Source organism: Myxococcales bacterium (assembly GCA_016717005.1).
Taxonomy (GTDB): Bacteria; Myxococcota_A; Polyangia; order Haliangiales; family Haliangiaceae; genus UBA2376.
Genome location: JADJUF010000001.1, coordinates 1,287,274 through 1,312,239 on the forward strand (window position 1 = coordinate 1,287,274; position 24,966 = coordinate 1,312,239).

Below are 24,966 nucleotides of genomic sequence, written 5' to 3' on the forward strand. Positions count from 1 at the left end.
GCTCGGCGGCGCCCAGCGGCGCGAACAGATCGACCTGGTCGAGCGCGGCCAGGCGCCGGGCCTGCTCGTCGTCGAGCTTGCGGGCCCGGCGCTCCTCGGTCTCGGCGGTGACGAACAGCGCCTGGGCCGGGATCGACCGACATCGGGATGCCGGCCCGGCGCAGCGCGAAGTACGCGCGGATGCGGACCGCGCTGTCGGTGACCTCGTCGATCGACAGATCGGTCAGCCAGTAGCGCACGGTGTAGACCGCGTAGCTGTCGCGGATGCCGGTGAACAGCACCTGCGGCGGCGGCTCGGTCGCCATGTTGGCCACCGGATCGCTGGTCAGCTCGCGCAGGACCGCGGCGATGACCTCGGTCGGCGCGGTCCGGAAGTCGACGTACAGCTCGAACGCGCGCCGCAGCTGCAACGGCTCGCCCTGGCGTCGCCCCTGGACCGTGACCTGGCTCTTCATCAGGACCGAGTTGGGGATGACCACGGTCTCCCAGGCCCGGGTCTCGATCGCGGTGTAGCGCCAGCGGATCTCGCTGACCCGGCCGGCCGGGCCGCCGGGCCCGAGCGTGATCCAGTCGCCGACCTTGATCGAGCTGTCGGCCTGCAGCGCCAGGCCGCCCATCAGGTTGCCGAGCGTGTCCTGCAGCGAGAAGCCGATCACCGCGGTCAGCACCGCCGAGGTGGTGATGAGCCCGGCCACCGACCAGCCGGCGCGCTTGCCGACCGCGATCAGCACGATCACCGACGCCACGCCGGTGGCGATGTCGACCAGGATCCGCGGCACCACCACCCCGACCCGCGGCAGCGCCACCGCGAACAGCCCGACCTGGGCCAGGCCGACCGCGGCCAGGAGCTCGCACCCCAAGGCCGCCACCGCGATCGGCCGATCGTCGTAGCCGGTCGCGGCCGCGGCCGCGCCCCACACCAGGAGCGCCGCCGCCAGCGCCAGCAGCACGATCGACGGCTGGACCCGGCGTCGGGCCGCGGGCGCCCAGCGCCGGACCGCGTTCGTGACCACCAGGGCCGCCAGCGCCATCCACACCACGTGGCCGGCGCGCGCGTACGCGACCAGCGTGTCGACGAAGATCACGACGGCGCGCTCCCGATGACCTGGCCCAGCCCGAGCGTGCGCACGGTGAAGTCGCGCGACACTGCGCCGACCTCGTCGACGAACCCGGCCAGGTTGACGTTGAGGCTCATCGCCAGCGGCGCGTCGAGGGGCCGGAAGAAGTCGTCGAAGTGGTGGGGGACGATCAGCCGGGGCTCGAGCCCGCGCAGCAGGCGCGCGACGTAGCGGCGCGTGAAGCGCCGGCCGGCGATGCCGCACAGGAGCACGTCGACGCCCTTGTGGCGCAGCTCGCCGTCGAGCAGATCGCACGAGCCCTGGTGGTAGAGGGTGCAGCCGGCGACGTCGACGTGGATGCCCCAGACCTGGCCGCACCGGTAGGCCTGCGGGGTCAGCTGGTCGACGTGCTCGCACGTGAGCTCGCCGCTCGACGGGGTCCACAGCCCGCCGGCCAGCTTGGAGTGCAGGCTGGGCACGAACGTGACCGCGAACGGGCCGATCCGGTAGACCCGGTGCGGCTCGACGGTGACCGCGCGCTCGGGCTGGCCGTGCAGCGCCATCAACCGCGCCAGCGACGCCGAGCCGTAGACCGGGCAGCCGGCGCGCCGGGCCAGCGCCGGCACGTCGAGCGCGTGATCGAAGTGGGTGTGGCCCACCAGGATCGCCAGCGGATCGGGCACCGCCGCCAGGCGCGCGGGATCCGCGGGCACGACCCGGCGCCGCACCACGTCGCCGAGCGACAGCCGGGTGAGGTACGGATCGATCAGCAGGTGCTGGCCCTGGTAGCTCAGCCGGAACCCGGCGGTGCCGAGCCAGGCCAGCTCGAGGCCCGGGGGCAGCCCCGGGGACGCCGCGCGATCCCAGGCGAGCTCGCGGTGCGCGTCGAGATCGTGGGCGACCTGGGCACCGCGCCGCACGCCGTAGGCCGCCAGCGCCGCGAGGTGGCCGATCGGTCCGAGCATCGCGCCCATGGTAGCCCCGCGCCGCCCGCGCCGGGACCGCTGGCCGGCCTGCCAATCTATTGGCAACAGTTCCATCCCTTGGCCATGCATTGACCCGCCCGAGACCGGCGCGCCGGGCCAGGCCTGGTACGGTGCCCGCCAGCAACCACCCGCCGGCTCCGGCCGGCCACCGAGGAGAACGTCATGGCTTTCACCCTGCCCCCGCTGCCCTACGGCAAGGACGCGCTCGCGCCCACCATCTCGGCCGAGACCATCGAGTACCACTACGGCAAGCACCACCAGAGCTACGTCACCAACCTGAACAACCTCGCGCCCGGCACCAAGTACGAGGCGATGTCGCTCGAGGAGGTCATCGAGGCCTCGGTCGGCCAGGCCTCGGAGAAGGCGTTCTTCAACAACGCCGCGCAGGTCTGGAACCACACCTTCTACTGGAACTCGCTGGCGCCCAAGGCCGGCGGCGCGCCGACCGGCGCCATCGCCGCGGCGATCGACGCGAGCTTCGGCAGCTTCGCTGACTTCAAGGACAAGTTCAGCAAGGCCGCCGCGACCCAGTTCGGCTCGGGCTGGGCCTGGCTGGTCAAGAACGCCGACGGCACGCTGGCGATCGAGCAGAGCGCCAACGCCGACACCCCGTTCGCGGTCGGCAAGTCGTGCATCCTGACGATCGACGTCTGGGAGCACGCCTACTACATCGACTACCGGAACGCCCGGCCCAAGTACATCGAGGAGTACTGGAAGCTGGTCAACTGGGACTTCGCGAACGCCAACCTGCGCTGAGCGCGATCGGGTTCGTCGCCAGGCCCAGGGCCTCCGCCGCGCGGATTCGGTGCGCGACCGAGCGCGTTGCCAGCGCTCAGCGGTCGAGCGCACCTCGCGCCACGCGCCGCAGTGGCCGGCTTCGATCGCGTCCCTGCGGCCGAGCAGCCGCCGGATCGCGTCGCGCCGCGGCGCGACCTGGCCGGACGACCTCCGTCCGGATCCTCGTGAACGCGCTCGTCTGGACCCGGTCGGCGGTGCTGCCCCGCGCCGCGCTGCGGCGATGGGGTGGCTGGGGGCGCCGTGCTACCGTCGCGCCGATGGCCGGCGACGAGCTGGTGGCCCGCTTCCGCGCGAGCGTCTCCGCCGCGCGCCTCGACGAGGTCGACGCCATCGCCGACCTCGGCGATCGGCTCGCCGCCCTGGTCGCGGCGGCGGCCATCGCCCATCCCGCGCTGGCCGATGGCCCGACGCTGGCCGCGGCCATCGCGATCCGCCTGGGCGCCGGCGCCATCGCCGATCAGCTGGCGCGGGTCCACGCCGCCGACCTCGCGCTGGCCGTGGCCGCCAGCGCGGGTGACCGCGTCGCCGTCGCCGCGTTCGAGCGCGCCCACGGTCCCGTGCTCGACGCCGTCGCGCGACGCTTCGCCGGCGGGGACCACTCGGTCGAGGACCTGCGCCAGATCGCGCTGGGCCACCTGCTGGTCGCGGCGCCCGGGCGCGGCCCGAAGCTGGCCGACTACGCCGGGCTGGGCTTCCTCGACAACTGGCTGCGGGTGACCGCGGTCCGGCTGTTCCTCGATCTGGGCCGCCGCAAGGACCGCGCCCGCGAGGCCCCGGTCGACGACGACGTGGTGGCCGCGCTCGCCGCCCCGGGCGACCTCGCGCTCGATCACCTGAAGAGCGAGTACCGGGGCGTGGTCGCGGCCGCGCTGCAGCTCGCGGCCCGCGGGCTCGAGCCCGGCGATCGCCACCTGCTGCGGCAGCACCTGGCGCACGGCATGACGATCGATCACCTGGCCGCGGCGCTGGGCATCCACCGCGCGACCGTGGCCCGCCGGATCACCCGCGCCCGCGAGCGCATGCTGGCGGCGGCCCGCGCCGAGCTGGCGGCGCGGCTGCGCTTGCCCGACGACGAGCTGGCCAGCGTGATCCGGCTCGCCGCCAGCGGCTTCGACGTCAGCGTCGCCCGGCTCCTCGCGAGCGCGCCGGAGCCGTCGTGACGCCGTGCCCCGACGAGACCCAGCTCGCGCTCCAGGCCGAGGGCGGCCTCGACGCCGCCGCGCGGGCCGCGCTCGAGCGCCACCTCGACGGCTGCGCCGCGTGCGCGTCGGTGGTGCGCGAGCTGGGCGCGCTGATCGCGCCGGTCGGCGGGCCGAGCCGCTACCGCCTCGAGCGCCGCCTGGGCGAGGGGGCCATGGGCGTGGTGTGGGAGGCGTTCGATCGCGAGCTGGAGCGACCGGTCGCGCTCAAGTGGATCCAGGTCGTCGGCGACGGGGACGACGAGCGCCGCGCGCGGCTGGTGCGCGAGGCCCGGGTGCTGGCGCGGCTGCGCCACCCGAACGTCGTCGCGGTCCACGACGCCGGCATCGAGGGCGACGAGGTCTGGGTCGCGCTCGAGCTGGTCCGCGGCCAGACCGCCCGCGCGTGGCTGGCGGCGGCGCCGCGCTCGTCCGCCGAGATCCTCGCGCTGTGGCGCGCGGTCGCCGGCGGGCTGGCGGCGGCCCACGTCGCCGGGGTGATCCACCGCGACGTCAAGCCCGACAACGTCCTGGTCCGCGACGACGGCGAGGCCGTGCTGGTCGACTTTGGGCTGGCCTCGGCGCCGGTCGGCGCGGTCGACGCGCTGACCCGGACCGGCGAGGTCGTGGGCACGCCGGCGTACATGGCGCCGGAGCAGCTGCGCGGCGACGCCGTCGACGCCCGCGCCGATCAGTTCGCGTGGAGCGCGTGCGTGTGGGAGGCCCTGACCGGGCGCCGGCCGTTCACCGGCGCCTCGGTCGCCGCGCTCGCGGTCGCGATGACCCGGCCGCCGACGGTGCCGGCGGGCGCCGACGCGCCCGTGCTGCGGGTCCTGGCCCGGGGCCTGGCCCACGAGCCGACGCGGCGCTGGCCCGATCTGCCCGCGCTGATCGCCGCGCTCGATGGCGCCGCGCGCGGCCGAGGTCGCCGTCGGCGCGGCCTGATCGCCGCCGCGCTCGCCGGCGCGCTGGCGGTGACCGCGGTGACCGCGACGCTGGCGCTGAGCGGCGGCGGCGCGCGGTCCGCGCCGCGCCCGCCGACGCCGTCGGTCGAGCCGGCGTCGATCACCGCCGCGCCCGTCGCGCGGCCGCCGCGGCGCTTCGTCGACGAGGCCACCGACCGTCTGGTCGAGCTCGACGGCGCCGGGTGCCTGCGGATCCTCGACGCCCACGCGCCCGTGGCGCCGGCGCTGGTCGACGAGGTCGAGTCGCTGCGCGCGCTGTGCGAGATGCGCGCGGGTGACTGTGACGGCGGGCGCGCGCGGCTCACGCGGCTGTTCGAGGCCCGCCGGCCGCCCGCTGTCGCGGCGCGCGCCGTCGACGCGCAGGACGCCGCGCAGTGCCCGCTGGCCGCGCCGGCGGCGACCCCGGCGCAGCGCGCGCAGCGGCTCGTGACCCAGCTGATCGTCCTGACCGCCCGCCACCAGTCGTGCCGGCCGCTGCTCGCCGAGGAGGCGCGCCTCGGCGTCGAGCTGGACGCGTTCCAGCGACGCGCCGTCGCGTTCCAGCGCGCGCTGTGCCACGCCATCGACGGCGACTGCGCGCAGGCCCGCGCCAGCTGGCGCGCCGCTGCCACCGCCGCCCTCCCCGCCGGCGCGGTCCCGGGGCCGGCCTGGCGCGCGGGCGTCGAGCTCGACTTCGATCGGTCGGCGCCGACCTGCGCCGGTCGCTGACCACGGCGCCGGCCCGCACGACCGACGGCGGCAAGAATCTGGGCGCGCCCGCGCGACCTGGCGCGACGACCTCCGTCTGGACCGAGGAGAGGTCGTCGTGCACTCCAGTCCCACCTGCCTGATCGTCGCGCTGGCCGTCGCCGTCGGCGGCTGCGCGCTGTTCGTCCCCGGCCTGCCCCCGCCCCACGGGCTCACCGGCGGCGAGCACCTCCACGTCGTCGACGACTCGCTGCTCCTCGACATCATCGGCCCCGGGCTCCATCCCGAGGACTTCCACCGTCGCGGCTTTCGGTTCGACCGGGTCCTGCCAGCCGGCGCCGAGGTCCGGGTCGCCGACGACTACGTGGCGCAGCGCGAGGCCCTGGCGCCCGACGCGTGGCTGATCGGCCGCAACCCGTGGATCTACGTCGAGGTGGTGACCTCGCCGATCCCGGCCCAGCGCGGCTGGAAGGGCTGGATCTACCTCGGCACGACCGGCGCCGCGACCGCGCCGGTGGCGCCGCTGGCCGACGCCACCGTCACGCGCGAGTCGAGGCTGTGCCCCGGCGCCGACAGCATCGTGCCGGCGTGCGTGGTCCTGCTGCGCGCCGTCACCCCGGTCCGCGTCCTCGGCTGCGGCGGCCGCCGCGTCCACGTCGAGCTGTGGAACGTCGACGGCCTCTACATCCACGGCTTCGTCAACGCGACCCAGCTCGATCGCACCCCGTGCGTCGCCACCAAGGAGTGACCCCATGTCCCCCCGTCGATCCCGCCTCGTCCCCGCCGTCGTCGCCCTGTCGCTGGTCGGCGGCCAGGCCGCCTGCAACCTCCCCGCGCTCCTGGAGCGCAACGCCGCCGACCGGAAGATGACCGAGGACGCCCGGCGCCGGGGCGAGGCCGCCCAGGCCAACGCCCGCGTCGATCGCTACGTCATCGCCGACGAGGTCTGGCTGTGCCCGACCGCCGAGGCCGCGCGCGCCGGCGGCCCGTGCGCCGGCGGCCACCACGTGCTCCACAACCGCGACGTCACCGTCATCGGCCAGGCCGCCACCGACGGCGTCTGGCGCACCGAGATCTGGGACGCCCAGGGCGCGCACCCGCTGTTCGTCGCCGACGCGGCGCTGGGCGAGCTGCCGGAGCTGACCGCCCTCGACCAGCTCGCCGCCGACCTCGACCGGCGCTACCCCGACGCGCGCCGCATCCCGGTCGCCACCGTGACGCTCGCCAACCTGATCGAGGCGCCGCGCTCGTTCAAGGGTCGCTACCTGGTCCTGCGCCAGCCCAGCGGCAGCATGACCAACAAGGACTTCACCGGCGATCGCTTCGTCTTCACGATCCCCATCGCCGTGAGCAGCACCTCGCGCTGGTCCGCGCTCGCGCAGTTCGAGCTCACGAACCGCGCGCTGGTCGCTGACTTCAAGGCCGGCGACCGCTCGTACCGGTGCGGCGCGTCGTACTGCGATGAGTTCCTGATCGTCGCCACGCTCACCGGCCGCACCGTCGAGCGCCTCGACGACCTCGGCCACGTCCACCGCCTGCCGGTGTTCGAGATCAAGGAGCTCGGCGACCGCTTCGGCGCGACCCGAGGACGCTAGCGCACCGGCGCCATCGTCGCGGCCTACCGCAGGCCGATGGTCAGCGCGACGCCGACCGCGACCCCGAGCACGAACAGCGGCCAGCGCGCGGACGCCACCGCCGCGACCGGCAGCGCGAAGCGGACCTCGTGGACCGCGCCGGTGGTGGCGTCGACCAGCACGACGCCGACCGCGCCGTAGGCGACCTGGTACTCGAGCAGCTGGCGGCGCGTCGCGGGGTTGGCCAGGCTCGGCGCCTCGGCCCCGGTCTTGATCTCGCCGACCCAGCGCTGGCCGGCGCGCTCGACCAGGTAGTCGCAGCGCAGCCCCGCGTCGTAGCGCTCGGCGTCGACCTCGACCGTCAGCGCGTGGCGGACCTGACGATCGATCACCGCGAAGCCGGCGGCCTCGAGCAGGGCCGCGCCGGCCAGCTCCCCGTCGGCGGCGGCGCGCCCGACCCGCCGCGCCCGCCGCGACCGGCCCCGGGCCGCGAGCCGGCGTGCGCCGACCGTGAGCGCCAGCGCCAGCACCACCGCGGCGAGCAGCGCGGCCAGCGCGATCATCGGCATCGCGACGATCGTGCGCGGTCACTCTGACAGCGCGCGGCGGCCGGCGGAGCCCCGGGACTCACCCGGGGGTCGACCCACGGCGCGACGTCGCGCGCGGGTCCTCGTCGTCGCGTCCGCGCCGGCCGGCGCCGCGCCTCGACCGCGCACGCGGATCGGGCTCGACCCCGGCGAACCCTCAGGGCCCGCGCGTAAACAACTCGGTCGGTCTCGCGGCCGATCCATCCCGGCTGGCTGCGTTGCCGGCTCCGGTCCTCGGGGCACGTCCAACGAGGACGCTTCCCTCCGGTCCTCGCCGTCGCCTTGCCATCCGGGCGCCTCGTCCGCGATCCTCGATCGACTTGTTCACGCGCAGGCCCTCACGTCAGGGCTGGACCTGGCCCTGCGGGTCGTCGCTGCTCGACTGGCGCCGCTCGACGCGCCCGTCGGGGTGGATGATGATCTCCTCGCGCTGCCAGCTCGACGCGTCGGGCCCGAGGCCGCGGCCCGTCGGCGCCCGCGGTCGCAGCCGCGACGGCGCCGGCGCCGCCTGGGCCACGCGCACGTCCGGCAGCTCGCCGAGCGTCACCGCCACCGCGCGGGCGTCGCCGCCGCGCACGACGTCGAGCTTGGCGGTCTTGCCGGCGCCGCGGGTGGCGATCAGGTTGCGCAGCCGACCGACCTCGCGCACCGGCTGGCCGTCGATCGCCGTCACGAGGTCCCCGACCGCCAGGCCCGCCTTCGCGGCCGGGGTGCCGGGGCCGACCGACTGCACGACCACGCCGCTCGCGGCCTTGATGCCGAACTGCGCGCGCGTCCTGATCGAGCGGCGCGAGCTGCACGCCCAGATAGCCGCGCGACACCCGCCCGTCCTTGATCAGCATGTCCATGATCGGCCGCGCCATGTTGGTCGGGATCGCGAAGCCGATGCCCTGGTAGCCGCCGGTGCGCGACAGGATCGCGGTGTTGATCCCGACCAGGTGGCCCTTCATGTCGACCAGCGCGCCGCCCGAGTTGCCGGGGTTGATCGCCGCGTCGGTCTGGATGAAGTCCTCGTACTGCTCGATGCCGACCGAGGCCCGCCCGACCGCCGAGACGATGCCCATCGTCACCGCCTGGCCGACGCCGAACGGGTTGCCGACCGCGAGCACGACCTCGCCCAGGCGCAGCGTGCTCGAGTCGCCCATCGGCAGCGGCCGCAGCGCCGGCAGCTTGGCGCCCTTGCCCGGGATCAGCTGCAGCACCGCGACGTCGCTGCGCGGATCGGCGCCGATCACCTTGGCGGCGAACTCGGTGCCGTCGCGCAGCGTGACGCGGATCGCCGCGGCGTTGTCGACGACGTGGGCGTTGGTGAGGATCCGGCCGTCGGGGCTGACGATCACCCCCGAGCCGAGGCTCTGGGCCTTGCGCGGGTCGTCGCCACCGAAGAACGGCGAGCTGGGATCGTTCCAGAACGGATCGGCCGCGTACGGGCCGGCCGCCGCGCGCTGCGTGGTCGACACGTTGACGACGCTGTCGACGACGCGCTCGGCGACGTCGGCGATCTCGGTCGAGCCGCCGGCGAGGGGCGTCGCCTGGGCGGCGCGAGGATCAGCGGAGCGCGCGACCAGGCCGACGCCAGCGGCCAGGCCGACCGCGCAGGCGCCGGCGACGAGGGAGCGACGGATGCGAGTGAATCGGGTCATGGGGTCTCCGTGGGGTTCAGATCGACAGACCGCCGCCGCGGTTGCTCGTATTCCGATGCGCGTCGCCGCCCGCGCGCCGAAAAGCACCGAGGCCGCCTCGCGGGCGGCCTCGGCTCGACTCACGCCCGCGGCGGCGTCACTGCGCGAACAGGGTCGGCACGTCCTGCTCGACCCGCTCGGCCTGCAGCGTCGTGAGCAGCCCCGGCACCCGCGTCCGCTCGGTCCACAGGAAGTACTCGACCTTGTCCGCCGGCTTGGTCGGCGCGGCGGTCGGGTCGGCCGGCTTGGTCGGGTCGGCCGGCTTGGTCGGGTCGGCCGGCTTGGCCGGGTCGGCCGGCTTGGACGGGTCGGCCGGCTTGGCCGGGTCGGCCGGCTTGGCCGGGTCGGCCGGCTTGGTCGGGTCGGCCGGCGCGCTCGGATCCGCCGGCGCGGCGGTCACTCGGCGCAGCAGCTTGATCGTGCCGAGCTGCGCGCCCTTGCCGTCGCGGTAGGTCGCGGCCACGACCACCTCGAGCGACGCGAGGTCGGTCTTGGTGTCGTAGCTGGTGGGGCGCAGCTTCTCGAGCTTGTCGAGGAAGTTCGCGGCCACGGTGTCGGCGGTCGCGCCCTGGCCCCAGGTCTCGATCAGCTCGTCGGCGTTGGGCGGCGGCGCGTGGGGGTCGGGCTCGTCGGGGGTCGGCGGCTTGACCTTGATGCGCTGGACGCGCTTGGTCTTGTCCTGCGCGACCAGCTCGACCGCGGTCGCGGCCTTGGCGTCGAACGAGCGCAGGTCGATCGGCCGCAGGCTGGCCTCGCCGCCCTCGAGCGACGCGACCAGGGTGCCGAGCACGACGAAGGCCTTGCCGGTGTCGAGATCCTGCAGATAGCGATCACCGCCGCCGAACACCCGGCCGCCGACCACGAGGGTCTTGGCGCCGTCGGCGAACACCACCGCGATCGAGGTCTGCGAGTCGAGCAGGCCGTAGTCCTTCTTGACGTCGTCCTTGGGCACGCCCACGCCCTTGATCGCGCGCATGCGCGCGAACTGCTTGACCAGCTTCTCGCCCTCGGGCCCGATCGGGAACTCGGTCGTGGTGGTCTCGTCGATGAACTCCGGCGCGGGCGGCGCCGGCGGCGGCTCGGCCGCGTCGGAACCCGAGCCCGCGCCCGGCGTCGCCGGATCGGCCGAGCCCGAGCCCGCGCCCGGCGTCGCCGGATCGGCCGGCGGCGTCGGCGGGGTCGGATCGACCGGCTTGGGCTTCTTGACCGTCTTGGCCTCCGAGCCCCACCAGTACGCGTCGGCGCCGGTGCCGCGCCGCTCGATCGTGACCAGGCGGTTCTCGGTCTGGAACTCGATCTTGGTGAGGCTGTCCTCCCCGCGGGTCCACATGACCACCTCGCCGCTCGCGGGCTTGGTGGCCGCCTCCTTGGTCCAGGTCTTGTAGCCGTAGACCAGCATCACGCCCAAGAGGGCGCCGTGGACGATGACTCCCTTCATGACGTCTTCTCCATCTTCGCGGGCGCCAGCGGCCGGCGCCGGCGGGTCGACAGCGCGTACGCGAGGCCGAGCCCGAACACCATGATCGGGACCACGAGCGTCGTCGCCAGGAACCACAGCGCCTGCTGCTTCTTGGTCTGGCGGACCTCGTTCTCCTTCTCGTTGTTGACGATGCCGGCGAAGGCCTCCTCGCCGCCGAGCCAGCGGATGCCGTCGTCGGGCAGGGTCCGGCTGTTGGTGTCGAGGCCCTTCTGGCCGGTCAGGGTCTGGAACAGGCGGTCGGCGAACAGATCGTTGTCCGAGAACACCAGCGCGCGCCAACCCTCGGCGTCGGCGCCGTCGGCGTCCTTGCGCTTGGGGCCCTCGACCGCGGCGCCGACCGGGTAGCGATCGCGCTTCTCGGTGGCGCCGTCGAAGCTGTGGTTGCCGTCCAGGTCGAGCCACGAGTCGCTCATCGACCGGATGATGATCGTGCGCTTGGGCTTCTCGGTCGAGCCGGGCACGTCGAAGTCCCGCTCGACCAGCGCGCCGGCGGTCTGCAGCAGGATGGCCTGGTTGGCCGAGCCGCGCGACAGCGCGGTCGTGGCCGGGTGCGACGAGAACCCGTTGGTCAGCGCCAGCATCTTGTCGGTGGGCTGGCCGCGCTCGGGCGTGTAGTTGCGATCGTCGTGGATGATGTGGCGGTCGACGGTGACGCCGAAGTAGCCCGCGAGCGGGCCCAGCTCGAACTCGCCCATCGGATCGACCGCGACCAGGAGTCGGCCGCCGCGATCGAGGTACGCCGTCAACGCCGTCAGCTCGCCCGGCTCGAACCGGGTCTTGGGGCCGAGCACCATCACGATCGTCGCGTCGGCCGGGACCTCGCGGTTGAGGTCCATCGTCGGCAGCGTCTTCACCTCGTAGTTGAGCTGGCCGAGGATGGCCTTGATCACCACCGACTTGGCGTCGGGGTAGCGCCCGCGGGCGGCGACCGGCAGCGAGTCGGGATCGTTGAGCTCGGCGTGGCCGACCGTCAGGTAGGCCTTGCGCTTCTCGCGCACCAGCTTGAGCAGCTCGCTGTTGACGGTCTGGTCGAGCACGCGCAGCTTGCCGGTCTGACGCCGGGCCCGATCGAAGTCGGTGTCGACGTCGAACTTGCCGCTCTTCTCGGCGTCGGCGCCGGTGGCCTTCGGATCGTCGCTGGCGCGGACCAGCACGACCGTGCCGTCCTTCTGCACCTGGTACTTCTGGGCCAGCTGGGCCGAGACCAGGCGGTCGTGGCGCTCGATCGTCACCTTGCCGGTGCGGCGCGCCAGCTCCTTGAAGTAGCCCTCGACCTCCTCGCCGACCTCGTTGACCTCGGGGAAGAACAGCAGCACCCGGACCGGCGCCTTCATGCTCTCGACGATCTTGCGGGTCGAGTCGCCCGGCGCCGAGGTCTTGAAGTACGAGACGTCCTTGCGGATGTTCTTCTGCTTGGCGACGTTGCACGTCACCATCATCAGCGCCGCGGCCAGCGCGATCGTCAGGCCCGACAGGCCCATCTCGCGGACCCGCTGGAACTCGACCGCGTCGTCGGGATCGTCGGCGGTCCACTCGCCGACCGTGGCCTCCATGAAGACCGCCGGCAGCAGCGAGCACGCGCCCACGAGGACCCAGCCGATCGTCATGACGACGTCGTAGCGGGCCAGCGACCTGGGCGCGGCCTCGGCCATGCCGACCAGGCCCAGGCCGCCCTTGGTGGTGAGGAAGTACATGAGCCCGGCGACGAGGACGCCGAGGTAGCACGCCAGGAGCGTGGTCTCGGACTGCCGGCGCTTGCCCTTGGCCGCGGTCCAGCGCCAGGCCTGGGCGCCGAGGCCGCCCAGGAACACCGCGACGCCGAGGATCGTCAGCGCCCTGGCCAGCGACGGCATGGTCTCGAGGTTGCGCCGGGCCGGGATCAGGAAGACCACCGACGCCAGGAGCGAGACCCGCACCCACAGGCGGGACGGAGTGTTCATTGCCATCGCTTCGCCTCCAGCGTCTTCACCGCGAGCAGCAGGAAGAAGTACGTCATCGCCAGGTAGTAGACGAGGTCCTTCAGGTTGAAGATCCCGCGCATGAACCCGTTCTGGTAGTGGATCCACCACAGGTCGAGCTCGGCGAAGACCGAGCGCAGCGGCGGGTCGAGCACCAGCGACAGCTTGTAGAGCAGCACCAGCGACGCCACCGCCATCGCCGCGACCACCGCCGCGATGACCATCTCCCGGGTCAGGCTCGACGCGAACACGCCGATCGCCAGGCAGGTCGCGCCCAAGAGCCACAGCCCGAGGTACCCGACGAAGATCTGGCCGCCGGTGATCTTGCCCTGGCCCTTGATCAGCAGCGGGATGTACGCGGACAGCGCCAGGATCACGGTCAGGAAGGCCAGCGTCGCCAGGAACTTGCCGACGACGATCGCCGACTCGCGCACCGGCGAGGTCGACAGGAGCATCATCGAGCCGGACTGGCGCTCCTCGGCGATGACCCGGAACGACAGGATGACCGAGATGATCATGACGACGCCGCTCGAGCTCCAGAAGAACTGCTGCAGCATCTCGCTGGCCAGCGCGCTCTTGTAGCCGAAGGCCTGGAAGGTGATGCCCATCGCCAGGAGCGCGACGGCCGCCACGACCCAGCCGAGGATCGAGCGGGTGTAGGACGCGAACTCGCGTCGGAAGATCGTCAACATCGCTCGCATGGTCAGGTCACTCCTTGGCCTCGGCCGACGGCGCCGCGGGCGCGACGTCGACCATGCGCAGGAACGTGTTCTCGAGGTCGACCCGGCGCGCGTCGAGCCGCAGCAGATCGAGGCCGGCGGCGATCACCGCCCGGCTGATCTCGGCCCGGACGTCGCGCTTGCTCGACACCACCAGCTCCCAGCCGTCGCCGCGCTCGGCCGGCGCGCTCTTGCCGAGCAGGCCGTCGACCCCGGCGACCGCGTCGACGATCGTCGCCGCGGCCGCGGTCTTGCCGTCCGGGATCCGGACCGTCACCTCGACCGAGAACACCGGCTCCTGCTGCGCCGCCAGCTCGGCCTCGGTGCCGCTGCCGAGGATCTGGCCGCGGCCCAGGACCAGCAGCCGGTCGCAGGTCTGGCTGACCTCGGACAGCACGTGCGACGACAGCAGGACGGTGTGCTTGTCCTTGAGCTCGTGGATGAGCTTGCGCATCTCGACGACCTGGCGCGGATCGAGGCCGCGGGTCGGCTCGTCGAGGATGACCAGCTGCGGGCGGTGGACGATGGCCTGGGCCACGCCGACGCGCTGGCGGTAGCCGTGGGACAAGGTCCCGATCGGCTCGCCGGCGACGAGCGTGAGATCGGTCAGCGCGAGGGCGTCGCCGATCTTGGCCTTGCGCTCGCTCGACGGGACCTCGCGCAGATCGCACACGAACGTCAGGAACGCCTCGACGGTCATGTCGGTGTACAGCGGCGGGGTCTCGGGCAGGAAGCCGATGCGCCGGCGGACCTCGTGCGGGTTGGACAGCGCGTCGGTGCCGCCCACCGAGACCGCGCCGGCGGTCGGCCGCAGGTCGCAGGCCAGGACCCGGAGGGCGGTGGTCTTGCCGGCGCCGTTGAGCCCGAGGAAGCCGACGGTCTCGCCCTTCTCGATCTCGAACGAGACCGGGCCGAGCGCGCGCTTCCCACCGTAGTACTTGGTGAGGTTGGAGACTTGGATCATGGGTGCTCCCCGGGCTTGCGGAGCCGGGCTCGCGTCGTGGAGATCATCGAAAGAACAGCGCTTTTATTGTTGACCGGAGTTTCTGTCAAGCCCCCGACCTCGCTGCGACGGGGTGCGACACCGGCCGAACCGACCAGACGGGCAAGACATTCCCGGATCGGCTCCCAGATCGGGCGCGGCGATCGCGCGGCGGCGCTATGGTCGGGGCATGGCGACCAAGGCACAGGCGTTCCGGACCGAGCAACAGCGGGCGGCCAAGCCCCCCCGCCCCAAGCAGCCCAAGAAGCCCCGTCGCGACGAGGTCGTCGACACGTCGCTGCCGGGCGTCAGCGCGACCGACCGCAAGGCCACACGCGGTCCCAACCGCAACCTGCTGGCCGGGCGCCGCGGCGGCGCCGCGCTCGAGGACTCGGCGACCGGCACGCCGTCGCGCAAGTCGACCCGCAAGAGCGTCGACCGCACCAAGCGCACGACCAACCAGCAGCTCCAGGCGGTCCGCGCGACCACCTCGCCGACCGCGCGCGCGACCCGCAGCAAGGCGAAGGCCAAGGTGACGCCCAAGGCGGCGCCGAAGAAGCCGTCCACGCGCACGTCGCGGCGCTGACGAGACGACGCCGCGCCGGCGGTCAGAACAGGCGCAGCCGACCGCGCCGGCGGTCAGAACAGGCGCTGCCCCGCCCGCGCCGGCGGTCAGAACAGCCGCAGCTGCCCCGCCCGCGCCGGCGGTCGGAACTGCGCGCGGTCGAGGATCGGCGGCGTCGGCGCGTAGCCGAGGCGATCCCGGGCGACGGTGAAGCGGCGCTCGAGCAGCTGGGCGTACGGCCCGGTGCCGCGCATGCGGGTCGCGAAGTCGCTGTCGTAGAGCTGGCCGCCGCGCAGGCCGCGCACCAGCGCGAGCACGCGCTCGGCCCGATCCGGAAAGTGCGCGCGCAGCCAGTCGTCGAAGATCTGCTTGAGCTCGTGCGGCAGGCGCAGCACCACGTACGACGCGTAGCCGGCGCCGGCGGCGCGCGCCGCGGCCAGCAGGGCCTCGAGCTCGCCGTCGTTGATCGCGGGGATCATCGGCGAGGTCAGCACGCCGACCGGGACGCCGGCGGCGGCGAGCCGCTCGATCGCCGCCAGGCGCCGGTGCGGGCGCGCGGCTCGAGGCTCGAGGATCGCGGCCAGCCCGGGATCGAGCGAGGTCAGCGACAGGTTGACCTGGGCCAGGCCGGCGGCGGCCATCGGCGCCAGCAGGTCGAGATCGCGGACCACCAGCGCGCTCTTGGTGATGATCGTGACCGGGTGCCGGGTCTCGGCCAGGACCTCGAGCACCGCGCGCGTCAGCCGGCGCTCGCGCTCGATCGGCTGGTACGGGTCGGTGTTGGCGCCGAGGTTGATCGGCGCGCACTGGTAGCTGGCCTTGCCCAGCTCGCGCCGCAGCACCGCCGCCGCCTCGGGCTTGGCCCGGAGCTGGGTCTCGAAGTCGAGCCCCGGCGACAGGCCCAGGTAGGCGTGGGTCGGCCGCGCGAAGCAGTAGACGCAGCCGTGCTCGCAGCCGCGGTACGGGTTGATCGAGCGATCGAACGGCACGTCGGGCGAGTCGTTGCGCGCGATGATCGACTGGATCTGCTCGTCGACGACGGTCGTCGCCGGGGCCGGGCGGGGATCGTCGTCGCTCAGCGGCCCCCAGCCGTCGTCGAAGGTGGCGCGGGTCAGCGCCTCGTAGCGCCCCTGCGGGTTGGTCACGGCGCCGCGGCCGGCGTGGACCTCAGGCCCGGGCATGTCCTCGGGCCGGCGGTCGGGCGGTTTGGTCCAGGCGGCCACGACCGTGAGCGTGCCCGGACCCTGTGACGTCGCCCAGACGAGATCGGACGCGGGGTCCGCTCTCCGGTTCCGCTTCCGGCTCCGGGTCCCGGTTTCCGCTTCCAGCTCCGGTTCCGGCTCCAGCTCCGGGTCCGGCTCCGGCTCCGGCTCCGGTGCCGGCTCCGGTTCCGCCCCGGCCCGGCCCGGCTCCGGCTCCAGCCCGGCTCCGGCTCCGGCTCCGGCTCCGGCTCCAGCTCCGGCTCCGGCTCCGGCTCCGGATCCGGCTCCAGGTCCGGGTCCGGCTCCGGCTCCGGGTCCGGCTCCAGCTCCGGATCCGGATCCGGATCCGTGCGACAGTGTCGCCGACCGCGCCGCCGGCGCTCGAGCACTCATGAACCACCCGATGCGTTTCGCCATCGCCGCGCTGCTGTGTGCGTTCACGGTCTGGTGGTACGTCCGTCGCGACAAGCCCGCCAGGCCGACCAGGCCTCACGCCGGCGCGATCGCCGCGCCGACCCGCCCGGTCGTCCCCGACGGTCCGCCGCGGTTCCGGCCGATCCGGCCCGACGCCCGCGCGGCGCTGCTGGCCCGGCTCGCGGCCAAGCGCGCCACGCCGGCCACGCCGGTCACGCCGACCACGCCGACCACGCCGGTCACGCCGACCACACCGACCACGCCGACCACGCCGACCACGCCGACCACGCCGACCACGCCGACCACGCCGACCACGCCGACCGAGCCCGCGCCGACGCCGCTGCCCGGCACCGTCGACGCCAACGCGGTGCTCGACAGCATCATGCCCCTGATGCCGTCGTTCCAGGAATGCTACGAGCGCACCCGCGCCAGCCGCAGCACCGATCGGGTGCAGGTCGACTTCGACCTCCGGCTCGAGGGAGACCCCGACCTCGGCACGCTCGTCGTCGAGGTCGAGCTCGCCGGCGACGCCCCGTTCACCGCCGACCTCGAGCTCGGCCCGTGCCTGCGCGACGCGCTCTTCGCCGTCGAGCTGCCGCCGATGACCAACGGCACGGCGGCGACGTTCCGCACGAAGATCACGCTGGCCGACGCCGACGCCGACGCCGACGATCACTGACCGCGGGTCGTCCGACCCACGCCGCGCCATCACGTCACCCCGTCGGGGTGATCGCGCCTGTCGGGTGATCGTCGGCGCGCACGCACGCCGCGCCCGATCGGCGCACACGTCGACACGTCCGCGCACACGGCTTTCTGTAATGACCGTTAATTTAGTTTCACCTCAAAACGATTTTACAAAGACTCACATTGAGACACGCGCGCGCGATTCTCCAGGATGGTCGTTCGGTCGTTGGTGACCGAGAGGAGAAGAGGATGAACAGCGTCCCCCGTGCGATCGTGCTCTCGTTCCTCGGCGTCGGCCTCGCGGCCTGCGCCGACCAACCGTCGGACCTCGATCAGCTCGAGCGTCCGACCGTGGTCGATCACGGCCTGTCGACGGCCGAGCGCCACGGCCGCGACGTCTGGTTCAAGAACACCTACGGCGGCGAGAAGTTCTTCGCGTTCCTCGCGGTCCACCCGGATCCCGCCAAGCGCATCCGGATCGCGTTCCAGGAGGTGCTGGCCACGCCCCGCGCCGACCGGTTCGCGCAGTGGGGCCTCATCAACGACCCCGACTGCGTCGCCGACCCAGCCGGCGGCCTCGACCTGTGCAGCGATCCCGAGGCCACCGGCGTCGTCGGCATCCGCAAGCGGCCCGGCCCCGGCGGCTCGACGATCTACGGCGCCGCGTGCGCCGCCTGCCACGCCGGCTTCGACCCCGTCGATCCGCCGGCCGATCCGGCCGAGCCGACCTGGGCCGAGATCCATCCCACGATCGGCAACCAGCACGCCAAGTTCGGCGAGGTCTTCGGCCACAACCTGGCCGCGACCGATCCGCGCCGGCTGATGTTCGCGGCCTGGCCCGACGGCGCCGTCGACACCACCGCGCTGTTCAACGACAACATCATGAACCCGGGCGTCGTGACCGCGTTCTGGGATCAGCCCAAGCGCGCGACCTTCGACGTCGGCATGGACGCCGAGCAGCTGCGCAACGGCCAGGGCGGCGAGGACGACGTCGGCAGCGCGCTCGCGGCGATCCGCGTCTACACCAACATCGGCGTGTGCTTCGCCGAGTGCATCGCGCCGCGCGCCGATCGCCCCGACCCGGGCGCGCCGATCGATCTCGCGCAGTGCCGGGCCGCGTGCCCCGACTTCCCGCCGCAGGACGACCTCGACGATCTGGGCCAGTTCCTGCGCTCGGTGCGGGCGCCGCAGTACCCGGACCACCCGCGCAGCCTGCTGCGGTACCTGTACGGCCGCGTGGCGTTCGAGACCACGTGCGCCGGCTGCCACGTCACCCACGGCGACGGCCGCCGGGCCCACAGCGACGACGAGATCACGCCGCTGGCGGATCCGCAGAGCACCAACGCGTGCCGGGCGCTGTCCACCAACTGGGACACCGGCAAGCTGTGGTCGGCGTTCTCGTCGGACGTGTTCAAGCAGCGCGGCTACAAGGGCTACCGGACGATGCCGCTGACCGGCATCTGGTCGACGGCGCCGTTCTTCCACAACCAGTCGATCGGGCCGTGGACGCCGCCCGACGCCTCGCCCGCGGCCCGCGCCGCCAGCTACGAGGCGGCGATGGCCGAGCTGATGAGCTCGACCCGCACGCCCAAGATCTACGCGCTGCCGATCGCGCTGGGGCCGTTCCCGGCCGGGACGCCGCTGACGTACGTGTTCTCGCGCGATCCCGCGACCGGCGCGGTGCTGTGCACCGACGCGGTCGAGAACCGCGGCCACACCTACGGCGCCGAGCTCCCGGCCTCGGCCAAGACCGCGCTGACCTACTGGCTGAAGTTCCAGTAGCGCGGGCGCGCCGGTGATCGCGGCGGCGCCCGCGGTCACCTCACAGCGCGATCGCGGGCGGCGTCGGCGCGCTGGCGCCCCAGCACCAGATCGTGTGATCGGCGGTGAGCGCGCAGGACATCGCGGTGCCCCGCCCGCCCCGTCAGTTCACGTCACGATGTCCGACGTCCGGACTTCGTGCATGGGCGGACGCCACGCGGGCGGCGGCCCTCGGCGGTCGCCGCGCTCGACGCGGTCGCGGCGCGCCGGCGGCGTCACGGCTCGCTCGACGGGCGCCGCGGATCCCGGGTGACGCCCGGCGGGATCCCGCCGGTGACCGCGTCGGCGGCGAGCAGACCCCGGGTCCACAGGGTCCGCTCGACCATGACCGCGAACACGTGCTCGAGCGCCGCCTGGGCGGCCGGGCCCTCGAGGATCCCGAACGCCCGCGCGATCGCCTCCATCGTCGCCAGCCCGCCCGGGCGCGGCTCCGAGCGCAGGCGGTAGCGCGACGGCGGCCCCGGCGGCAGGGTCGCGCACGCGACCGCGTCGAGGCCGAGCACCCGCGACCGGACCCGCTGGGCCTGGCGCCAGGTGCCGTCGGGGACGATCAGCGTGACCGGCTCGGCCCCGCCGGCGAGCTGATCGAGCGGCACCGCGTCGGCGTCGGGGAACAGCAGCACCGGGCGCGTGCCCGCGGGCGGCGCGAACCGGGTCTCGACGTGGTCCTCGCCGCCGCGCACGATCACCTCGCTGTTGCGCAGGCACTCGGTCGCCAGCCGACCGGTGTTGGTCGGCTTGCGATCCTCGTAGCGGTGGATCACCAGCACCAGCCGGGTCCGGGTGTCGAGCGCGGGCAAGAGCGCGCACAGGCACAGGCCGCCCAGCATCCGACAGCGGGCACAGCGGAGATCGGCGTTGGCGCGGCGGCTCACCGCGCCATCCTACGCGGCCCGGCGCGCCGACGTCGGCCGGCGATCCCGCTTGACCCCCGCCACCGCATCCGGTCCCATCGCCACCGGGGAGCCATCATGACCAAGCCTTACCTTGCGAGCCTCGTGCTCGTGGCGGTCGCCGCATCGACAGGATGCGGCGGCGGCTGCTCGAGCCTCGAACCCATCCCGGGCGGATTTCCGTCGGCGGCGCGCACGCCCAACGCCGCGCAGGTCCGCGTCAGCCAGTCGGGCCTGGCCTCGGTCGCCGCCGATCCCGCGGCGCTCCTGGGCGGCCTGCTCGGCGGCATGGGCCTGACCTTCGACGTGCCGGCGAGCTGCGGCGGCTCGACGCCGGTGTGCTGCCCGGGCGGCAACCCGCAGTCGCCGTGCGGCCCGATCGTGATCGATCTGACCCAGCAGCCCGGCGATCAGCCGCGGCTCGAGCTGCGCCCGGCCCAGGGCGCGTCGCGCCTCGACGTGACCGTGCGCGCGCGCGTCCGCACCCAGATGGACATCCCGGTGACCGTGCCGCTGGTCGGCGACTGCGGCGTGCGGATCGACACCGCGCCCGGCCCCGACCCCGACATCAAGCTCGACATCCCGGTCAACTTCCGCCAGGACGCGACGGCCTCGACCACGCGCATCGAGGTCGGCGACGTGGTCGTGTCGCAGCTGACCAGCGCCGACGTGGCGCTGACCGGCAGCTTCGGCTGCCAGCTCGCCAGCCTCGGCATCGGCCTGTTCATCGGCACGCTCACCAGCACCTTCTCCGACGCGATCAAGGGCGCGGTCGCCGACCAGGCGTGCAAGCAGTGCCCGTCGGGTCAGGTCGGCGAGTGCGGCCCGTTCGCGACCGCGTGCACGAACAACGTGTGCATGCGCGCCGACGACACCTGCTACCAGGAGGTCGGCATCACCGGGCGCGCCCGCGGCGCCAACCTGTTCTCGAGCCTGTCGCCCGGCACGACCGGCGCGATGGACGTCTACGACGTCGCCGGCGGCTACGCCACGTCCGACAGCAACGGCCTGGCGCTGGGCCTGCTCGGCGGCTTCCAGCCGGCCGGCGCCCCGCGCGATCGCTGCGGCCCGCCAGCGACCGCGCCGGCCCGGGTCACGATCCCGACCTCGCCGTTCTTCCAGGGCAACACCCGGCCCGACACCGGCGCGCCGTTCGGCCTGGCGTTCGGCCTGCACCAGAGCCAGATCGACGAGCTGGCCTACAGCCTCTACGACGGCGGGCTCCTGTGCCTGACGGTCGGCACCCGCACGGTCGACCTGCTCACGACCGACACGCTCGGGCTGATCGCGCCGTCGCTGTCGAACCTGCTCACCAAGACCGGGGCGGTCGCGGTCGGCCTGCGGCCCCAGGCGCCGCCGACGATGGTGCTCGGGCTCAACACGTTCACGATGGCGCCCGACGGCACGATGGTCGTCGACGAGCCGCTGCTCGACATCACGTTCCGCGGCCTCGAGCTCGACTTCTTCGTGTCGATCGAGGACCAGTACGTCCGCATCTTCACGATCGTCACCGACCTGCACCTGCCGCTGGGCATGCAGGTCAACGCCGCCGGCGAGCTCGAGCCGGTGTTCGGCGATCTGGCCGGCGCGTTCACCAACCTGTCGGTCAAGAACAGCGACGCGCTCACCGAGGACCCGGCCCAGCTGGCGCTGCGGTTCCCGGCGCTGCTCGAGCTGGCGCTGCCGGGCCTGGCCGGCGGCCTGGGCTCGTTCGCGCTGCCGGCGCTGGGCGGCCTGAACATCGAGGTCACCGACATCACCGCCGTCGACAGCAAGCGGTTCCTGGCGATCTTCGCCGACCTCGTGCCGGGCCAGATGATGCGCGCGCCGGTCGAGACCACCGCGACGATCGACGACGTGCTGCTGCCGCCGGCCGACGCGCTCGACGATCCCGACCGCTGGACCACCGAGGCCGCGCCGAAGGTGGCGCTGGTGCTCGGCGGCGACGCCCCCGATCTCGAGTGGTCGTGGCGCACCGACGATGGCCTGTGGTCGGCGTGGTCGCCCTACCCGACCCAGACCGTCACCAGCCGCACGCTGTGGCTGCCCGGCATCCACCGCATCGAGGTCCGCGCCCGGGTCCACGGCCGGAGCGAGACGATCGATCCGACGCCGGTCGTGCTCGAGCTGCCGATCGCGCCCGAGCGCGGCCAGCGCAAGGCCGGCTTCCACGGCGCCCCCGGCGAGGGCGGGTGCAACTGCGCCACCGGCGGCGGCGCGGCCGACGCCCTGCCCCTGGGCCTGACCGCGCTGGCGCTGCTGCTGCGCCGGCGCCGGCGCGGGTCGCTCGACCGGCGGGCGCTGCGGCGGCTCGCGACCGCGGCGCTGGTGCTGGCGATCGGCGCGACGATCCCGGCGTGCGACTGCGGCGGCACCCCGGCCTGCGGCGACACCGCGTGCCTGCCGGGCGAGGTCGCGGTCGGCACGCTCGGCCGCTACAACGGCGCCGCCACCGACGGCGCCCGCACGGTCGTGTCGACCTACGATCAGCTGCTCACCGACCTCGTGCTGGTCGACGTCGCCGCCGACGGCACCCGCAGCTTCACCGCGGTCGACGGCGTCCCGGACGAGACGCCGACCTACGAGCCGTCGACCTACCGCGGCGGCGTCACCGCGGCCGGCCCCGACGTCGGCACGTACACCTCGGTGGCGCTGGCCGGCGGGCTGGCGCGGATCGCCTACCAGGACCGCGACCACGCCGCGCTCAAGGTCGCGATCGAGACCAAGGCCGGCGAGTACACCAGCTACGCGCTCCAGGACGACGACAGCGACGTCGGCGGGTTCGCGAGCCTGGCGCTCGACGGCACCGGCGCGCCGGTGATCGCGTACCTGGCGCAGAACGTCGCCGGCGCCGGCGGCGCCCGCGAGACCCAGCTGCGCCTGGCGCGGGCCCAGGCCGCGGCCCCGGCCGGGCTCAACGACTGGCGGTTCTCGACGATCGCGACGGCGACGGTGTCGTGCGCCGGGCTGTGCGGCACCGGCAACGCGTGCCTGGTCCCGGTCACCGCCGGCGATCCCGAGGTCTGCGCCGCGCCCACCAGCGACTGCGCGACCGCGTGCGCCGACAACCAGGCGTGCGTCGCCGGCACGTGCCGCGAGGCGGTCCCGACGCCGACGGCGGGCGATCTGCCCCAGGGCACCGGCCTGTTCGCCAGCCTGGTGCTCCTGCAGGACGGCCGCCTGGCGATCGTCCACTACGATCGCAGCCGGACCGCGCTGGTGCTGCTGGTCGAGAACGGCGCCGGCTCGAGCGTGTTCAGCGAGACCGTCCTCGACGCCACCGGCGATCGCGGCATGTGGGCCAGCGCGGTGGTCGGCCCCGACGGCACGCTCCACATCGCCTACCAGGACGCCCGGACCGACACCGTGCACTACCTGGCGTGGACCGGCACCGCCGGGGCCAGCGAGCTGGTCGACGACGGCACCCGGGCCGGCGATCGCACGCACTCGGTCGGCGCTGGCGCCACGGTGTTCCTCAGCGGCGGCGCGCCGGCGATCGCCTACCAGGACGCGGCCACCGCCGACCTCGTGATCGCGCGCAAGACTGGGGCGACCTGGACGCCGACGCCGCTGGCCACCGGCCGGACCCTCGACGGCTTCCACATCGCCGCGGCCGGCACGACGCTGGCGTGGGACGCGCTCGACCCGACGGTGATCCCGGCCGGCTCGCTGGCGATCCAGACCGCGCCCTGAGTCGCGACGGTGCGCGTCGCTGGGTCGGCGCGCGTGCGCCGTCGCGGCGACCGCGTGCGCCGTCGCGGCGACCGCGAGGCCGGCGCCACGTCCGCGGCCCTGGCGCGGCCGGCGTCAGCCGCCGCTGACCAGCAGCAAGATGACGGTGGCGAACGCCGCGGCCGCGACCACCGCCGCCACGGCGATCGGCCAGCGCGGCGGCACCTCGACCGGGATCGCGATCCCGGTCCGCGTGTGGGTGTCGGCGATCAGCATCGCGGCGGCGCCGCCGAGCGCGGCCGCCGCCGGATCGCGGTAGCGGATCGTGGTCTTGCCCATCGCGATGATCGCGCCGTCGGCGAGGATCGCGCCGGGCGCCTCGCTCGGCGCCGGCGCGCCGTTGATGCGCGTGCCGTTCTTGGACTCGAGATCGTAGAGCCAGGCCCCGTCAGGGCGATGCTCGACCACCGCGTGGTTGCGCGACAGGTCGGGGTCGAGCACGACCCAGCCGCTGTCGCCGCGGCCGATCACGACCCGCGTGCCGACGCCGGGCAGCGCCAGGCGCTGGCCCGCGGCCGGCCCGGACTCGACCACCAGCTCGGGCGGCGGCACCGCCTGTTCACCCAGCAGATCGCGCATCAGCTCGCGCGCCAGCGAGTCGGTGCGCGCGGGATCGGTCGCCGGCGCGTCGGTCCAGGCGGCCGCCACCAGCCGGGCCGGACCGACCTTGATCGCGCGCCCGGTCACCACCACCGGCTGGTCGACCGCCAGGGCGACCCCGTCGACCTGGACGCCCGGCGCCACCGCGATCGCCACGACCCCGTCACCGTCGCGCGCCAGCCGCAGCTGGACCGGCGCCACGGACGGGTCGGTGACCCGGACGTCGGCGGCCCGGCCCGACCCGCACAGCACCGGCGACGCCAGCTCGAGCATGCGCATGGGCGCCGAGCCGATGGTGACGGTGATCCGGATCGCCCGGGGGCTGGGGTCGGTCATGGCGGGAGTATCGGCCGGTCGCGCGAACGGTTGCCTGGGACTTGATGGCAGGACGCGGCACGTCC

The 24,966-nt window shown here is 74.1% G+C and carries 19 protein-coding genes and 1 pseudogene; 10 read left to right on the forward strand and 10 right to left on the reverse strand.

The window, feature by feature from the left end:
• Positions 1 to 146 precede the first annotated feature (146 nt).
• Positions 147 to 1,016, reverse strand: a pseudogene (locus IPL61_05455) (mechanosensitive ion channel).
• Between the two features lie 65 nt (positions 1,017 to 1,081).
• Entirely contained in the window at positions 1,082 to 2,023 is a 942-nt protein-coding gene (locus tag IPL61_05460; protein ID MBK9030777.1) for an MBL fold metallo-hydrolase, read from the reverse strand.
• Positions 2,024 to 2,206: 183 nt separating this feature from the next.
• On the opposite strand from IPL61_05460, the gene IPL61_05465 reads away from it, so the two are divergent.
• The 5 genes from IPL61_05465 (at position 2,207) to IPL61_05485 (ending at position 7,267) form a co-directional block, all read left to right on the forward strand.
• A complete protein-coding gene (locus IPL61_05465; GenBank protein MBK9030778.1) occupies positions 2,207 to 2,800 on the forward strand; it encodes a superoxide dismutase in 594 nt (197 codons plus the stop codon).
• A 299-nt stretch (positions 2,801 to 3,099) separates the two neighbouring features.
• Entirely contained in the window at positions 3,100 to 4,002 is a 903-nt protein-coding gene (locus IPL61_05470; GenBank protein MBK9030779.1) for a sigma-70 family RNA polymerase sigma factor, read from the forward strand.
• A complete protein-coding gene (locus IPL61_05475) occupies positions 3,999 to 5,693 on the forward strand; it encodes a protein kinase (GenBank protein ID MBK9030780.1) in 1,695 nt (564 codons plus the stop codon). The genes IPL61_05470 and IPL61_05475 overlap by 4 nt, the downstream gene beginning before the upstream one ends.
• Before the next feature lie 97 nt (positions 5,694 to 5,790).
• Entirely contained in the window at positions 5,791 to 6,420 is a 630-nt protein-coding gene (locus IPL61_05480; protein ID MBK9030781.1) for a hypothetical protein, read from the forward strand.
• Between the two features lie 4 nt (positions 6,421 to 6,424).
• Positions 6,425 to 7,267, forward strand: a complete 843-nt coding sequence (locus IPL61_05485; protein ID MBK9030782.1) for a hypothetical protein — start codon at positions 6,425 to 6,427, stop codon at positions 7,265 to 7,267.
• Positions 7,268 to 7,290: 23 nt separating this feature from the next.
• Here the strand turns inward: IPL61_05485 and IPL61_05490 are convergent, their stop codons facing one another.
• Positions 7,291 to 7,815 (reverse strand): hypothetical protein, encoded by a 525-nt coding sequence (locus tag IPL61_05490; GenBank protein ID MBK9030783.1) that lies wholly within the window; start codon positions 7,813 to 7,815, stop codon positions 7,291 to 7,293.
• A 356-nt stretch (positions 7,816 to 8,171) separates the two neighbouring features.
• Positions 8,172 to 9,476 carry a trypsin-like peptidase domain-containing protein gene (locus tag IPL61_05495; protein MBK9030784.1) on the reverse strand — a complete coding sequence of 435 codons (1,305 nt, stop codon included), beginning with the start codon at positions 9,474 to 9,476 and terminating at the stop codon, positions 8,172 to 8,174.
• A 191-nt stretch (positions 9,477 to 9,667) separates the two neighbouring features.
• On the opposite strand from IPL61_05495, the gene IPL61_05500 reads away from it, so the two are divergent.
• Entirely contained in the window at positions 9,668 to 9,967 is a 300-nt protein-coding gene (locus IPL61_05500; protein MBK9030785.1) for a hypothetical protein, read from the forward strand.
• Positions 9,968 to 10,949: 982 nt separating this feature from the next.
• Here the strand turns inward: IPL61_05500 and IPL61_05505 are convergent.
• Genes IPL61_05505 through IPL61_05515 form a run of 3 tightly spaced genes read right to left on the reverse strand, consistent with a single transcriptional unit; the run spans position 10,950 to position 14,636 of the window.
• Positions 10,950 to 12,935 carry a Gldg family protein gene (locus IPL61_05505; protein MBK9030786.1) on the reverse strand — a complete coding sequence of 662 codons (1,986 nt, stop codon included), beginning with the start codon at positions 12,933 to 12,935 and terminating at the stop codon, positions 10,950 to 10,952.
• Complete coding sequence (locus IPL61_05510) at positions 12,932 to 13,654, reverse strand: ABC transporter permease subunit (protein ID MBK9030787.1); 723 nt, start codon at positions 13,652 to 13,654, stop codon at positions 12,932 to 12,934. The genes IPL61_05505 and IPL61_05510 overlap by 4 nt, the downstream gene beginning before the upstream one ends.
• A 7-nt stretch (positions 13,655 to 13,661) precedes the next feature.
• A complete protein-coding gene (locus tag IPL61_05515) occupies positions 13,662 to 14,636 on the reverse strand; it encodes an ATP-binding cassette domain-containing protein (protein ID MBK9030788.1) in 975 nt (324 codons plus the stop codon).
• A gap of 208 nt (positions 14,637 to 14,844) precedes the next feature.
• Here IPL61_05515 and IPL61_05520 point away from each other — a divergent pair, with 208 nt between their 5' ends.
• Complete coding sequence (locus IPL61_05520; GenBank protein MBK9030789.1) at positions 14,845 to 15,240, forward strand: hypothetical protein; 396 nt, start codon at positions 14,845 to 14,847, stop codon at positions 15,238 to 15,240.
• A gap of 86 nt (positions 15,241 to 15,326) precedes the next feature.
• On the opposite strand, the gene IPL61_05525 is transcribed toward IPL61_05520, so the two are convergent.
• On the reverse strand, positions 15,327 to 16,400 hold the full coding sequence (locus IPL61_05525) for a PA0069 family radical SAM protein (GenBank protein ID MBK9030790.1): 1,074 nt from the start codon (positions 16,398 to 16,400) through the stop codon (positions 15,327 to 15,329).
• A gap of 424 nt (positions 16,401 to 16,824) precedes the next feature.
• Between IPL61_05525 and IPL61_05530 the strand changes: the two genes are divergently transcribed.
• Both IPL61_05530 and IPL61_05535 read left to right on the forward strand, forming a co-directional pair.
• Complete coding sequence (locus IPL61_05530) at positions 16,825 to 17,514, forward strand: hypothetical protein (protein ID MBK9030791.1); 690 nt, start codon at positions 16,825 to 16,827, stop codon at positions 17,512 to 17,514.
• Positions 17,515 to 17,768: 254 nt separating this feature from the next.
• Entirely contained in the window at positions 17,769 to 19,301 is a 1,533-nt protein-coding gene (locus IPL61_05535; protein MBK9030792.1) for a hypothetical protein, read from the forward strand.
• Between the two features lie 254 nt (positions 19,302 to 19,555).
• On the opposite strand, the gene IPL61_05540 is transcribed toward IPL61_05535, so the two are convergent.
• Positions 19,556 to 20,215 (reverse strand): DTW domain-containing protein, encoded by a 660-nt coding sequence (locus tag IPL61_05540; GenBank protein ID MBK9030793.1) that lies wholly within the window; start codon positions 20,213 to 20,215, stop codon positions 19,556 to 19,558.
• A gap of 96 nt (positions 20,216 to 20,311) precedes the next feature.
• On the opposite strand from IPL61_05540, the gene IPL61_05545 reads away from it, so the two are divergent.
• A complete protein-coding gene (locus IPL61_05545; protein ID MBK9030794.1) occupies positions 20,312 to 23,926 on the forward strand; it encodes a hypothetical protein in 3,615 nt (1,204 codons plus the stop codon).
• 114 nt (positions 23,927 to 24,040) lie between these two features.
• Here the strand turns inward: IPL61_05545 and IPL61_05550 are convergent, their stop codons facing one another.
• Entirely contained in the window at positions 24,041 to 24,901 is an 861-nt protein-coding gene (locus IPL61_05550) for an FHA domain-containing protein (protein MBK9030795.1), read from the reverse strand.
• Between the last annotated feature and the right edge of the window lie 65 nt (positions 24,902 to 24,966).